Raw genomic sequence first — 13,265 nt, 5'->3', positions numbered from 1 at the left:
CATGGAGGTTAAAGATATTTTCTCATATGACTGGAGCTACCTTCTGCCCGAGTTTATCATTCTTGGCTTTGCTACCTTTTTATCACTGCTGGATCTTTTTGCAGGCAAGCGCCTCGGCAAGCAGGTCATCGGTTGGCTAGCCTTCCTGGGAACGGTCATAGCGGCGATCTTTGTGATCATCAATATGAATGCTCTCGATAAGCCATACAGCTACATGATCGACATGATCCGGATCGATGATTACGGCAATGCGTTCAAGCTGATTTTCCTGGCAGGGACTGCTTTTGCCATTCTCATCTCGCTGTCCTATCTGAAATCAGGGGAAATCCAGCACAGAGGCGAGTATTATTACTTGTTGCTGACCGGATTGCTCGGGGCTATGGTAATGGCTTCGTCGGCTGACTTGATTACCTTGTTTGTGGGACTGGAGCTATTATCTCTCTCGTCCTATGTACTGGTCGGATTGCGAAAAAAATCGCAGCTTTCCAACGAGTCGGCGTTCAAGTACGTCGTTTCGGGCAGTATTGCCACGGCTGTGCTCCTGTTTGGGATGTCGTACGTGTACGGACTTACGGGAACTACACATATATATGAAATCTCGTTCCGATTGGCAGAAGCGGGAATGGCGGGCTATCAGTTCCTCGTCTATACGGCGTTTGCGTTTCTTGCAGTAGGTCTTGCCTTTAAAATATCGGCAGCGCCTAACCACATGTGGGCGCCAGATGTCTATCAGGGTGCTCCTACCCCGGTCACTGCTTTCCTGGCAGTTGTGTCAAAAGCAGCAGGGTTCGCGCTGATCTTTCGAGTAATGATGATCTCGTTTTTCAACGTTTCCGATGGAACGGGATCAGGACGATTCTTTTTCGAAGAGGGAAGCCTCTATCTGGGGCTGATGGCAGCCGCCTCGATGATTATTGGGAACACGATGGCTCTCAGGCAGACAAACGTCAAGCGTATGATGGCTTACTCAGGTATTGCGCAAGCGGGCTATTTGCTCGTGCCGTTTGTACCGCCGACCTCTCTCTTTTTCGGCGAAGTGATTTTCTATCTGTTCGGTTACTTGCTGGTCAGCTTTGGTGCTTTCGCTGTGATTATGGTTGTATCTCGTGAGCAAGAGACAGAGGATTTGAAAGGATTCGCCGGATTGTATCATCGCTCACCAGTGATGGCCATTGCGATGAGCATCTTCCTCTTGTCCTTGGCAGGTATCCCGATTACGGTTGGCTTCTTCGGGAAGTTCTATCTGTTCATGGGTACATTAGTGGTAGAAAACTACTGGCTGGCGGCAATTATGATCATCACCAGCGTCATTTCCTACTACTACTACTTCGGGATTATTCGTCAGATGTACATGCGTCCTGGGACAACCGAAGCACCTATGGTTGTGCCAAAAGGCATTTGGACGTTTATTCTCATCATGGCAATCGCTACCGTACTCTTCGGTGCTTTCCCGGGGCTGGTCACCGACTATATCCAGATTCATTTCAATCCGTCCTTTGATTTTGGGAACATGCTCTCTCCCAGCTCTCAGTGATACTCGTAACTGAATAGCACTTCAGGTACAATAGAAGGGATGGCTCGTGATCGGGCCGTCCCTTTTTCTATGATTCTCGAAAGGGCAATGAGGAGGTAACTAGCATGTCGCAAGAAGTATACGGCTTGTTGAGCATCATTTTATCGATTGCGTTTATTGGGCTCGCTTGGTGGGCGTTGCAATCCTTTCGCTTTGATAAGATTTTGAAAAAACCAAATGGTGCTCAGGCGAAGCTGTTGCAAATTTTTCTTTCCATTGTGATTGGATATGAACTGTCCCGCTTTTTCCTTGATTATTTGGGCTGGTCCCTGACATTCGGGAATTTGTTCAACTAAATACCCAAAGACGACGATTGGCTGGTATATCCACCCAGTTACATGTACAAAATGAGAAGTACAAAGAGATACATGTAAGCATAGGGAGAGGATATCAATGGGGAAATGGTCTGGTTGGTGTGTGCTGGCTCTATTGCTCGTGATGGGGGCCGTGTATTGGATGCCTGCACAAGCAAAGGAAGAAAAGCCGGTTGTGACAGAAATGATGAAAGTACTAGAAAAAACGGGCGCAACGGGTGTATCCGTTCAGGTACGTATGCGTACGGCGATGGGAGAAGGCCTGCGTTCCGAACAAGTAAAAGAGTTGGCGACGAAATGGGCACAACAACTTGAGATTCCGTTTTCCCCAAGCGAACAATCGCGTAAACACAACATACTCGCATATAGGACTACATACACACAAAACGGCGTGGATCTGAGCTACGAGGTGACAGGAGTGCCTAAAAATGGAGCATTTTCTGTATATCTAGTACTTCAGTTATCTGGAAACCGTGATTCGCTACTATATATTGGACAAGTACAGGAAACCTTCACGAATGCCCTGCAAAGCGCCGACTTTATTCCGCAAATTAGCACTTGTATTCGCGGATTGTACAATGTTAAGATGGGTGTTGACCAACAGGAGGGTAAAATATTGTCGATTTTTGGTACTCTCCAGGCAACAGAATTAGAACGTTTGCAAGATGAGACGGTTGTCAGCATTTCAGGGTATACCCCTATGTGGGAATCATTCATCGCGTTAAACGGTCAAAAGATGAATCTACAGGTGGCTACACATCGTGACAGCCATTCTGGAACATGGATTACGGTAGGTACACCAATCATCACTGTGGAATATTAGCACGCGGAGGGGTACACATTGGATAAAATTATTGTCCGTGGTGGTAAGGCATTGGCTGGAAATGTAAAAGTATCTGGCGCCAAAAATGCCGTACTCCCTATTATTGCAGCATCTATCTTGGCAGAAGAAGGGACTTGCGTCATCTCAGACGTACCAGGCCTCGACGATGTCCGGACGATATGCGACCTTTTGAAATCGATGGGAATCTCCCTTACATATGATCATGAAGTGCTGACGATCGATGCTTCCAAGCTTACGAGTGTAGAAGCGTCCTATGAACTGGTCCGCAAAATGCGCGCATCTTTCCTCGTGATGGGGCCGCTTTTAGCCAGAAAAGGACAAGCTCGTGTCGCTCTTCCGGGTGGATGTGCCATTGGTACACGCCCGATTGACCAGCACCTAAAAGGGTTTGAGGCTATGGGAGCCAAAATCGAAATCGGACAAGGGTTTATTGAAGCGACGGTAGAAGGACGATTGAAGGGTGCGAAAATCTACCTGGATATTGCTAGCGTCGGTGCAACAGAAAATATTATGATGGCCGCTGCTTTGGCAGAGGGAACCACATTGATCGAAAATGCGGCAGAAGAGCCGGAGATCGTTGATTTGGCGAACTTCCTGAACAGAATGGGAGCAAAAATCCGCGGAGCGGGTACAGGTTCGATCCGTATCGAAGGCGTGGAAAAGATGAAGGGCTGCACACATTGTGTCATTCCTGACCGCATTGAAGCAGGAACTTTCATGGTGGCTGCAGCGATTACTGGCGGAGATGTCTTTGTGGAAGGTGCGATTTGCGATCATCTCAAATCCGTGACCGCCAAGCTTCGTGAAATGGGTGTGGACATTGAGGAGCAAGAAAACGGCATTCGTGTACGCCGCACAGGCCCACTGAAAGCAGTTGACCTCAAAACGCTGCCATACCCTGGCTTCCCGACAGATATGCAGTCGCAAATGATGGCGCTTTTGCTTGTTTCAGAAGGAACGAGCATAGTGACCGAAACGGTATTTGAGAACCGCTTTATGCACGTGGAAGAGTTCCGCCGCATGAATGCGAACATCAAGATCGAAGGCCGCAGTGCCATCGTCGAAGGCGGTTCCAAGCTGACAGGCAGCAAGGTAGCAGCAACTGACTTGCGTGCGGGTGCAGCACTTGTACTGGCTGGGCTCGTATCGGAGGGAGAGACTGAGGTTTCTGCCCTGCACCATATTGACCGTGGCTACGTGAACTTTACGGAAAAGCTGCTGGCTTTGGGAGCAGATGTAGAACGCGTGGTTCCAGAAGAAAAGGCTCGTGAAAAAGCAGTTTCCGAAACCATCAAAGTAAGCTTCTCTCCTAATTTTGCTTGATAAATGCGTCAACCATATGGCAAAACGAAAGATTCTCTGCTTATGCAGGGGGTCTTTTTTTCGTTCTCTCGACTCTCTCATTCTCTCGTTCTACCGCTCTGTTGCAGAACATAGACTTTAGTAGGTTATTTTAAGACTTTTCGTGTCTAGTACGTAACGGGGAGGATCTCTTGCATGAAACGCTATCTACTCATGTGGTTTATCGCTTTGCCGATCTTGCTCGTCCTGATGCCTGCTGCTCTGGTATTTTGGTTTTCACCCGCAATAGGCCCTGTCAGTCAGCCTACTGTGGCCGTCTCGGAGCCTGCCATACCGGCGATGAAGGAATCCGCTTCCTCTCTGCCGGTAAAGGTATACCGAACAGAAAAAAAGGCCGTGGAAACATTGCCGTTAGAAACGTATATTACCGGAGTCGTAGCGGCGGAAATGCCAGCCGAGTTCGAGCTGGAGGCTTTAAAAGCACAGGCGTTGGCGGCCAGGACCTATATTGTGCGCCGATTAAAAGAGGGCAAGTTTGATGATGTGCCATCAGGCGGTCAGGTCTTGGATACGGTGCAGCATCAAGTGTATATGGATGAAAAGCAACGGCGTGAGCGTTGGGGAGACCAGTACGAATGGAAAAATAAACGCATCCAGCAAGCAGTTATGGCGACGGCGGGAATTATCCTGACCTACCAGAACGAGCCCATTGACGCGACGTTTTTTTCCACCAGTAATGGTTTTACAGAAAACTCGGATGAATATTGGGAAAAGCCCATTCCTTATTTGAAGAGTGTTGCGAGTCCTTGGGATATTCAATCTCCCCGCTATGAGGAAACGGTCGTCATGTCTACGGTGGAGCTAGAAAAGAATTTGGGCGTCAAGCTCACGCAGGAGGCTTCTACCAATGGTTCCTGGTATCGGATCGAATCGCGTACAACCGGAAATCGCGTAGGGACCATCAGCATTGGCGGCAAGGAGTTTACAGGAAGAGAGTTTCGTGAAAAGCTCAATTTGAATTCTTCTTCCTTTACGTTGGATTTGCGTGGCAATCAGGTTTTCATTACGACCAAAGGGTACGGTCATGGTGTCGGGATGAGCCAGTGGGGAGCGAATGGAATGGCCAAAAGCGGCAAAAGTGCGGAGCAAATCGTCAAGCACTTCTATCAAGGAATTAGTCTGCAAGAGTATAAAAGAGTGATCCCAGCTTAAAAGCAGAGCAAATTTTTACTTTTCCCTACTCTCTCAGGTTTATACGCCAAAATTCTGGCGATACTGAGGGATGAGGTGATGAATAAAATGGAAGATCAAAAAAATCAAAATCAACCGATTCCATTCAAGAAGGCAAGTTCTTGGAAAAAAGTTTTGGGCAAGAAATGGGCGTTTCCTGCAATCTACATCGGCACCGCAGCAATCATTCTCGCTTTTGTGATGTGGTATCAGGGCAATGTCATGGACACGGTATCCAAAATGACGAATGGCACAGATGGCGTGGCAGTGACAACTCCTACAGCACCTGAGACGACTACACCGCAAAACGAAGAAGCGGTACCTGCTACAAGTGGCGTACAACCACTGGCTTGGCCAGTAGGAAAAGGCGTACAGTACAATGTGGGCATGAATTACTACGATGAGAAAGCCTCCAAGGAAAATCAGCAAAAAGCGTTGGTGAGCTTCGACAACTCCTTCTACCCGCACACAGGTATTGACCTCGTATCCACGGATGGCAAGGGCTTTGATGTCATCGCAGCTCTTGCTGGAAAAGTAGTAAAAGTGGTGAACGATCCACTTGTCGGCAACGAGATTGAGATTGAGCACGCAGACAAAATGATTACGGTATATCAAAGTCTGGAAAGCGTAACAGTCAAACCAGGCGATGAAGTGACACAAGGTCAAGTAATCGGATCTGCTGGACGCAACACCTTTGAAAAAGACGCTGGCGCACATCTTCACTTTGAAGTTCGCATCGATAACAAGCCTGTCAATCCAGAGCAATACTTGATTCAGGCTGATACAGAAGTAAAAAATCAATAACCAATGAATTTTGAAAAACACCTGCAAAATACAACAATTGCGGGTGTTTTTTTGCGTGTAGTACAAACTGTTGAAAAAAGATGCGGCCGTGCTGGCTTGTCAGGCTTGGAAACGTAGAATATGTGTCCCTACGCACCCATATATTGTATCAGACAATGTAGATACAAGGAGGCGAGTAATGTGCACGACTACATCAAAGAGCGGACCATCAAAATCGGCCGATATATTGTAGAGACAAGAAATACGGTTCGGATGATCGCCAAAGAGTTCGGTGTTTCGAAAAGTACTGTGCACAAGGACTTGACTGAGCGGCTGCCTGAGATAAATCCAGAGTTGGCGAACCAGGTTAAGGAAATTTTGGAATATCACAAAGCCATCAGACATCTTCGGGGAGGCGAAGCGACTAAAATCAAGTACAAACGACGTAGTAAAAAAGTACGAGTAGAACAGGAGGAGAGTGTGTAAGAAAGAATTTCCTTGTCCTCTCACGTAGAAGAGCCTATGATATTAGGTAGAAATGTAACTGGTAATCAGGGAGGACCTTTCATGTTTGGCAAAGATATCGGAATCGACTTGGGCACGGCCAATGTCTTGGTTTTTGTAAAAGGCAAGGGAATTGTCCTAGACGAACCATCTGTCGTGGCAATAGATAGTAAAACCAGAAAAGTTTTGGCCGTAGGAAATGAAGCCTATCGCATGGTAGGCCGCACCCCGGGAAATATCGTAGCGATCCGACCTTTGCGAGAAGGGGTTATCGCGGATTTTGAAATCACAGAGGCCATGCTGAAGCACTTCTTAAACAAAATTGGTGGGAAGAGCATGTTTGCCCGTCCGCGAATTTTGATTTGCTGCCCGACCAACATTACCTCTGTTGAGCAAAAGGCCATTCGCGAAGCAGCTGAGCGGAGCGGTGGGGCAAGAGAAGTATTTATCGAAGAAGAACCGAAAGTTGCCGCAGTTGGGGCAGGTATGGACATTTTTCAGCCGTCCGGTAATATGGTAGTGGATATCGGTGGGGGAACGACCGATGTAGCGGTATTGTCGATGGGCGATATTGTCACGTCTTCCTCCATTAAAGTAGCAGGCGATACATTCGATGTGGCTATTATGCGTTACATAAAAAATAAATACAAATTGCTGATTGGAGAGCGTACGGCTGAAGATATCAAGGTTCAGATTGGAACCGTATCCGGCGGACGCCAGGACGAAATGGACATTCGTGGTCGAGACATGGTAAGCGGCTTGCCGCAAACGATTACCATTCGCTCCAATGAAGTCCAAGAAGCCCTGGCTGAGTCGGTGAGTGCGATTGTACAAGCCTCAAAATCTGTTTTAGAACGAACACCTCCGGAGCTTTCTGCCGATATAATTGATAAGGGTGTTTTCCTGACCGGTGGCGGCGCATTATTGCACGGTATTGACGAGATTCTGGCAGAGGAGCTGAAGGTTCCTGTGCTGGTTGCGGACGAGCCAATGATGTGTGTTGCAAAAGGAACAGGAATGATGCTGGACTATTTGGACAAGATGCCGGCTCACTCGAATAAGCGATTATTCAGGGGGTAAGATTTAAGTGATCAGAGGCTTGTATACGTCTGCATCTGGCATGCTGGCTTTGCAGAACAGGCAAGAATCGCTGGCGAACAATTTAGCAAATATCAATACACCCGGGTTCAAACAGGACGTGGGTGTCATGCGTGCGTTTCCGGAGCAATTGCTCTCCCGCATGAATGATCAGGAAGGACTGGATGTTCCGGGCGTCCCTACTATGCCTGGACAGCCTGCCATTATCGGGCGTTTGCACACAGGGGTTTACATGTCAGAGGCGCTACCGAATTTTGCGCAGGGGGATATTGAAGAGACACGCAATCCGTATGATCTTGCGTTGATGGACAATATTCAACCAGATCAGGATGGCAATGAGCGGCGGTTGTTTTACAGTGTGGCACGGATTGAACAAGCAAATTTGGCACAGCCAGTACAGCAAGAGGATATCCGCTATACGAGAAATGGGAACTGGAGCGTGAATTCGGACGGGTACCTGGTGACAGCGGAAGGATATTATGTGCTGGATAGCTCTAATCAGGCGATTCGAATCAACCATGATCCCGCACTCGGTACCAATGTCGGTCAAAACCTGAAAATTTCCGAGCGTGGCGAATTGATGCAAGTTACCATTGATCCAACCACAAATACAGAACAGTATACGGCGCTTCCTACGCATGCTCGATTGGGACTTGCAGTGGTAACCGATCCGCTAAAGCTTGTACGTGAAGGAACGAATGTTTTCCGATTTGAAGGCGACATAGCGGTAGAAGGGATTGATTTGGCGGAAGCCAACGATCAGGCTGCTATAGCAGCTGGTACGTACAACACCCCTATGGTCGTAGGACGTTTCGGTACACAACAGGGCTGGCGTGAACGATCAAATGTAGACCCAGCTCAAACCATGACGAGTATGATGAGTGTTCTTCGCGCCTATGAAGCGAACCAACGGGTGATCACCACGATTGACGGTACGCTGGACAAGGCCGCTAATGAAATTGGTCGGGTTAATGGATAATAGGAGGTAGGAAGGATGCAGTCGCTTAATATTTCCACATCAGCTATGCGCGGTATTCAGCAAGCGTTGGACAATACAGCCAACAACCTGTCGAACATTGATACGATTGGGTACAAGCGCAGGGTCGCATCGTTTTCCGAGCTTCTCACAGACTCAATGAATGAGCAGCCGGCAGCGGACAACCAAAATCGTAATACACCAGTGGGGATAAGAATCGGTAGTGGAGCGCATCTTGGCATGACCAAGCTGGATCTCGGTCAAGGCAGTCTCAAGCAGACAGATGTGCCGACAGATGTTTTGATTGAAGGAGATGGCTATTTTTTGGTCACTCGTAAAATCAAAGATGCGAATAACATCACCGTGGATGAAGAAAGTCGCTTTACGCGTAATGGTTCTTTTAAGCTCAGTTTTGATGCTGATGATAATGGATACGTATTGCACACCGCTTCTGGTCATATTTTGACAGACGAAGATGGTACGAATATCGTATTCCCGGAGCCAGTAAAAAACATCTCGATTTCTCCTGATGGTACTTTCAGTGCGGATGGAATGCCGGCACCTGTAAAAATTGGTGTATGGAATGTAGAGAACCCTGATCAGCTAAAGGAAGTCGGTGAGAATCTGTTTGATGCCGAATTGGCTTTCCGGGCAGGACCGCAAAGTAAATATACCAGTGCCTATGATAATGGTGTAACATTGCGCCAAGGTGCTCTCGAATCATCCAACGTCAGCATGACAGAGGAAATGTCCCAACTGGTGAACATTCAGCGTGCGTATCAATTGAACTCACGTGCAATCGGCATCAGTGATCAAATGATGGGCATTGCGAACCAACTGAGAAGCAGATAAACCCATATCATTTCAACATGACGGAGGAGAGGAGCATGGAACAAGGGAAGGGCAAACGTTTCCCGCGTCAGACCGAAGAGGTTAAGTCAAAAGCAAGAGAGCGGGAACGGAGCGGCAAAAATTGGCGGCTGAGAGTTGCCAAGATGGTGCTGGTCCCACTCCTGCTGTTTTTCTCACTGGTCATTGGTCTGATGATTGGATACGGTGGGGTTGGCAAGAAGCCAATGTCTGATGTATTCGATCCGGGAACCTACAAACATATGTGGGATTTAATGTTTGAAGATACGTAAAAACCAAGCTGGACAAGCCCGAACCTATGGTTGGGGCTCCTATTTTTTCGAGGACTTGTTGTGGTGTTTGTCCACAGAGTATAATAGGTCGAGTGGTTGAAAAAGGAAGTGACGATTTGAATACGGAGGGATGTCCGTGAATCTTCCTAATTTGCTTACGATCTTTCGCATCGTGCTCATCCCTTTGTACCTGTATGTCTTTTTTTCGGAGTTTCCGTATCATGTTGAAATCGCTTTAGGCATTTTGATTTTGGCGGGAGTGACCGATATTGCGGACGGGTACATCGCGCGGAAGCATAAGCTTGTGACCACCATCGGAATGATGTTAGATCCTCTGGCAGATAAATTAATGATGCTGGCGGTCATCGCCTCATTATTTTTGACGGATCGAATCAGTGTATGGGCCGCCTTGTTTTTCTTTGTGCGCGATCTGGCAATGATAGTAACAGGAGCTATTTATCATTTCCGTGGCAAAAAAACGGTCCCGGCAAATGCCTATGGCAAGCTGACAACTGTTCTTTTGTATCTGGTCATTCCGCTCGTTATGTACCGTTATGAGTACAGTGAAGCGATACTTTGGTCGGTTATAGCGTTCTCATTTATTGCGAGTGCGATTTATCTGGCAAAGGCTCGACTATTGAACCGCGTGTAAGGGTTCCTGCACGTTGAAAAAGAGCACTTCCCGCTTTTATGGGAGGAAGTGCCCCTTTTATCTTAACCCCGCTTGTCCGTTTTACTGGGGCGGGAGTTATGTATATTGTTTCGTCAGTTAAAGGGTATTCATGCATAGACAAGTCTAGTTAAGTATGGAAATGGAGCGATACATAATGGAAATCAAAGCGCCTTTGGATATTATGCAAATTCAGGAAATCATCCCACACCGTTACCCGTTTTTGCTGGTAGACAAAATTGAAGAGCTGGAGCTAGGAAAAAGAGCGGTTGGAATTAAAAATGTCACGATAAACGAACCGTTTTTCCAAGGCCATTTTCCTGGTTATCCAGTCATGCCTGGCGTCCTTATTGTGGAAGCATTGGCACAGGTTGGTGCAGTAGCGATGCTCAGCATGGAGGAACATCAAGGAAAAATCGGACTGTTTGCAGGCATTGATGAATTCCGTTTCAAAGATCAGGTGAAGCCGGGAGACACGCTGGTGCTAGAGGTTGAGCTTACTCGTGTACGTGGAACCGTCGGCAAAGGGCATGGCAGAGCACTGGTAAATGGGAAAGTAGTAGCAGAGGGCGGATTGATGTTTGCCCTGACGGCAGGAAATAAGGCACATTCATGATCATCTTGAATGTGCCTTTCTTTTCGGGTAGAATGGCTAATGGGCAGCTCCATGCATGAAAAGGTAGTTTAAAAGTCGTCTTTTGATCACGAAGTAAGTTATGAAAGCTCATTCGACATCGAAACTGACGTTCACCATCGAAGTCCGGTGCTCATGTAGGTTCCCTACACTCCGCTCCTCCTTCTTCAGGTTCTCGCCATTTTCTCGGTGCTGAAAAGACGACTTTTTAATACATTCATTTACTAAGAAGCACTTGAAGGTGAAGAAATGACCAAACAGGTCGCAACCATATTAGATGTGCCATTTACGACTCGCGGTTTTCGTGAGACTGTCGATCATATAACAGAGCGCATACAAAGCGGTCAAAAGACCCACGTGGTGACTGCCAATCCGGAAATCGTCATGGTAGCGAGAGAGAATCGCGCTTTCCGTTCTATTGTAGAACAAGCCTATGTCGTTCCAGATGGAATTGGAATCGTGTACGCTGCTAAATGGACGAATCAGCCGATTTATGAGCGCGTTACCGGTGTGGAGCTTCTGGAAGCGCTCATGGCGAAAGCCGATCAACATCAGTGGGGCGTGTATTTACTCGGCGCCAAGCCAGATGTCATTCATTTGGCAAAAGACAAACTGAGTGCTCGTTACCCGAACGCCCGAATCGTCGGATGCCGGGATGGCTATTTTTGCCCAGAGGAAGAAACTCAAATTGTACAAGAAATTGCCGAAGCGAAACCGCAGCTCCTGTTCGTCGCGCTGGGTGCGCCCAGACAAGATGAATGGATGGCGAAGTATCGCGATCAGTTAAATGCCTCCCTGATGATGGGGGTAGGCGGTAGCTTTGACGTCATTTCCGGGAAAGTAAAGCGCGCTCCCGAGATTTGGCAAAAACTGCATTTGGAATGGTTTTATCGACTTGCTTCTGAGCCTTCCCGCTGGAAGCGTCAACTGGCTATTCCTCGGTTTGTTCTAACCGTACTGAAAGAAAAATGGAGTAGCCGTTCCTAGATGCATCCGTAGAGAGGAGAACAGTCGATGTCTACACTAATCCTCGGATTTCTGACTTCGCTGATCATATCGTTTATTGCAACACCGTATGTAAAAAACCTGGCTGTAAAAGTAGGAGCAGTGGATGCCCCGAACCAGCGCAAGGTACACACGCGAATCATGCCACGTATGGGTGGCTTGGCTATTTATATCGGTTATTTGGTTGCGTTCTTTCTATTTGTCCCGTATACAAGCATATCGGAAATGCTGGGAATTTTCATCGGAAGCACGATCGTTATGGTTGTCGGCATGCTCGATGACAAATACCAGCTCTCGCCAAAATGGAAGCTGCTCGGGCAGCTAGTCGCAACAGCGATTGTCGTCATTCCTTTTGGCTTGCAGATCGGCGTCGTGAATCTGCCGTATAGCGGAAGCATTGATTTCAGCAGTGGCTGGCTCTTCTGGCTGGCGATTCCGATCACGATGTTTTGGATTGTCGGGGTAACCAATGCGGTGAACCTGATTGACGGTCTCGACGGCCTGTCGGCAGGTGTGTCTGCGATTGCTGCAGGGACAATGGGCGTCATGGCCTTGTTGATGGATGATTACAAGGTAGCGACCTACTGTTTCGTGCTCCTCGGAGCGATTTTGGGCTTTCTCTACTTTAACTTCCATCCGGCTCGTCTGTTCATGGGCGACACCGGTTCGCTTTTCTTGGGCTTCAACCTGGCTGCCTTGTCGATCATGGGCTTTAAAGAAGCGTTGTTCGTTTCCTTTATCATTCCAATCGTCGTGCTGGGTGTACCGCTCTGGGATACGTTCTTCGCCATCGTACGCAGGATCGTGAACAAAAAGCCGATCTCGAGCCCAGACAAAGGGCATTTGCATCACTGCTTGCTAAACATGGGTCTGTCGCACCGCTCGACTGTACTCACGATTTACTCGATCAGCATTTTCTTCGGGACGATGGCGATCCTGCTGACGAAAACGACGAAGTGGACTACGATTATCGTCATGGTCGCGCTGCTGATTGCCATTCATCTCGGAACGGAGATCGTTGGACTCGTAAGCCGCCGTCACCGCCCACTGATTAATGCTTACAGACGCATCAAAATTAAACAGACCGAGCAACAACGGCGGACGAATTAGAAATACAAAGAACCCTAGCATCCTTTTGGTGCTAGGGCTTTTTTTCGCCAAAATTTAGGGGGAAACACTTAAGTATAAAA

General features: G+C 47.7%; 15 protein-coding genes. All 15 read left to right on the top strand.

Annotation, left to right across the window (positions count from 1 at the left end):
* Position 1 precedes the first annotated feature (1 nt).
* The 15 genes from nuoN to C7R91_RS07235 all read left to right on the top strand — a co-directional run bounded on the left by nuoN (position 2) and on the right by C7R91_RS07235 (position 13,185).
* Entirely contained in the window at positions 2-1,534 is a 1,533-nt protein-coding gene (nuoN, locus tag C7R91_RS07305; protein WP_047069797.1) for an NADH-quinone oxidoreductase subunit NuoN, read from the top strand.
* A gap of 104 nt (positions 1,535-1,638) precedes the next feature.
* Positions 1,639-1,869, top strand: a complete 231-nt coding sequence (locus C7R91_RS07300) for a DUF1146 family protein (RefSeq protein WP_047069796.1) — start codon at positions 1,639-1,641, stop codon at positions 1,867-1,869.
* A 97-nt stretch (positions 1,870-1,966) separates the two neighbouring features.
* Positions 1,967-2,710 carry a YwmB family TATA-box binding protein gene (locus tag C7R91_RS07295; RefSeq protein WP_047069795.1) on the top strand — a complete coding sequence of 248 codons (744 nt, stop codon included), beginning with the start codon at positions 1,967-1,969 and terminating at the stop codon, positions 2,708-2,710.
* Between the two features lie 18 nt (positions 2,711-2,728).
* Positions 2,729-4,054, top strand: a complete 1,326-nt coding sequence (gene murA / locus C7R91_RS07290; protein WP_016740202.1) for a UDP-N-acetylglucosamine 1-carboxyvinyltransferase — start codon at positions 2,729-2,731, stop codon at positions 4,052-4,054.
* Between the two features lie 174 nt (positions 4,055-4,228).
* Positions 4,229-5,245 carry a stage II sporulation protein D gene (spoIID, locus tag C7R91_RS07285; RefSeq protein ID WP_047069794.1) on the top strand — a complete coding sequence of 339 codons (1,017 nt, stop codon included), beginning with the start codon at positions 4,229-4,231 and terminating at the stop codon, positions 5,243-5,245.
* 87 nt (positions 5,246-5,332) lie between these two features.
* Positions 5,333-6,067, top strand: coding sequence for a M23 family metallopeptidase (locus tag C7R91_RS07280; protein WP_047069793.1), 735 nt, complete (start codon positions 5,333-5,335; stop codon positions 6,065-6,067).
* Between the two features lie 180 nt (positions 6,068-6,247).
* The gene (gene spoIIID, locus C7R91_RS07275; protein WP_003388385.1) at positions 6,248-6,532 is read left to right on the top strand and encodes a sporulation transcriptional regulator SpoIIID; all 285 of its coding nucleotides are present in this window, start codon (positions 6,248-6,250) and stop codon (positions 6,530-6,532) included.
* Positions 6,533-6,613: 81 nt separating this feature from the next.
* Positions 6,614-7,630 (top strand): rod shape-determining protein, encoded by a 1,017-nt coding sequence (locus tag C7R91_RS07270; RefSeq protein WP_047069792.1) that lies wholly within the window; start codon positions 6,614-6,616, stop codon positions 7,628-7,630.
* 7 nt (positions 7,631-7,637) lie between these two features.
* Positions 7,638-8,627: a flagellar hook-basal body protein gene (locus C7R91_RS07265; RefSeq protein ID WP_047069791.1), complete on the top strand. Its 990-nt coding sequence runs from the start codon at positions 7,638-7,640 to the stop codon at positions 8,625-8,627.
* Between the two features lie 15 nt (positions 8,628-8,642).
* Entirely contained in the window at positions 8,643-9,476 is an 834-nt protein-coding gene (locus C7R91_RS07260) for a flagellar hook-basal body protein (protein ID WP_047069790.1), read from the top strand.
* Between the two features lie 35 nt (positions 9,477-9,511).
* On the top strand, positions 9,512-9,766 hold the full coding sequence (locus C7R91_RS07255) for a DNA-directed RNA polymerase subunit beta (RefSeq protein ID WP_047069789.1): 255 nt from the start codon (positions 9,512-9,514) through the stop codon (positions 9,764-9,766).
* 130 nt (positions 9,767-9,896) lie between these two features.
* The gene (locus C7R91_RS07250) at positions 9,897-10,418 is read left to right on the top strand and encodes a CDP-alcohol phosphatidyltransferase family protein (protein ID WP_047069788.1); all 522 of its coding nucleotides are present in this window, start codon (positions 9,897-9,899) and stop codon (positions 10,416-10,418) included.
* Between the two features lie 175 nt (positions 10,419-10,593).
* Complete coding sequence (gene fabZ / locus C7R91_RS07245) at positions 10,594-11,052, top strand: 3-hydroxyacyl-ACP dehydratase FabZ (protein ID WP_047069787.1); 459 nt, start codon at positions 10,594-10,596, stop codon at positions 11,050-11,052.
* 267 nt (positions 11,053-11,319) lie between these two features.
* Positions 11,320-12,057 carry a WecB/TagA/CpsF family glycosyltransferase gene (locus C7R91_RS07240; RefSeq protein WP_047069786.1) on the top strand — a complete coding sequence of 246 codons (738 nt, stop codon included), beginning with the start codon at positions 11,320-11,322 and terminating at the stop codon, positions 12,055-12,057.
* Positions 12,058-12,084: 27 nt separating this feature from the next.
* Positions 12,085-13,185, top strand: coding sequence for a glycosyltransferase family 4 protein (locus C7R91_RS07235; RefSeq protein WP_047069785.1), 1,101 nt, complete (start codon positions 12,085-12,087; stop codon positions 13,183-13,185).
* Positions 13,186-13,265 lie beyond the last annotated feature (80 nt).

It is taken from the genome of Brevibacillus formosus (genome assembly GCF_003013405.1).
GTDB lineage: Bacteria > Bacillota > Bacilli > Brevibacillales > Brevibacillaceae > Brevibacillus > Brevibacillus formosus.
This window is presented reverse-complemented; position numbering and strand designations above follow the sequence as displayed.

What these genes read in the sequence shown, in the direction of transcription:
- C7R91_RS07255 (WP_047069789.1), top strand. Translation starts at nt 9,512, where the DNA reads ATGGAACAAGGGAAGGGCAAACGTTTCCCGCGTCAGACCGAAGAGGTT.
- C7R91_RS07295 (WP_047069795.1), top strand. Translation starts at nt 1,967, where the DNA reads ATGGGGAAATGGTCTGGTTGGTGTGTGCTGGCTCTATTGCTCGTGATG.
- C7R91_RS07240 (WP_047069786.1), top strand. Translation starts at nt 11,320, where the DNA reads ATGACCAAACAGGTCGCAACCATATTAGATGTGCCATTTACGACTCGC.
- spoIID (WP_047069794.1), top strand. Translation starts at nt 4,229, where the DNA reads ATGAAACGCTATCTACTCATGTGGTTTATCGCTTTGCCGATCTTGCTC.
- C7R91_RS07270 (WP_047069792.1), top strand. Translation starts at nt 6,614, where the DNA reads ATGTTTGGCAAAGATATCGGAATCGACTTGGGCACGGCCAATGTCTTG.
- nuoN (WP_047069797.1), top strand. Translation starts at nt 2, where the DNA reads ATGGAGGTTAAAGATATTTTCTCATATGACTGGAGCTACCTTCTGCCC.
- C7R91_RS07300 (WP_047069796.1), top strand. Translation starts at nt 1,639, where the DNA reads ATGTCGCAAGAAGTATACGGCTTGTTGAGCATCATTTTATCGATTGCG.
- C7R91_RS07235 (WP_047069785.1), top strand. Translation starts at nt 12,085, where the DNA reads ATGTCTACACTAATCCTCGGATTTCTGACTTCGCTGATCATATCGTTT.
- C7R91_RS07280 (WP_047069793.1), top strand. Translation starts at nt 5,333, where the DNA reads ATGGAAGATCAAAAAAATCAAAATCAACCGATTCCATTCAAGAAGGCA.
- C7R91_RS07260 (WP_047069790.1), top strand. Translation starts at nt 8,643, where the DNA reads ATGCAGTCGCTTAATATTTCCACATCAGCTATGCGCGGTATTCAGCAA.
- C7R91_RS07250 (WP_047069788.1), top strand. Translation starts at nt 9,897, where the DNA reads ATGTCCGTGAATCTTCCTAATTTGCTTACGATCTTTCGCATCGTGCTC.
- fabZ (WP_047069787.1), top strand. Translation starts at nt 10,594, where the DNA reads ATGGAAATCAAAGCGCCTTTGGATATTATGCAAATTCAGGAAATCATC.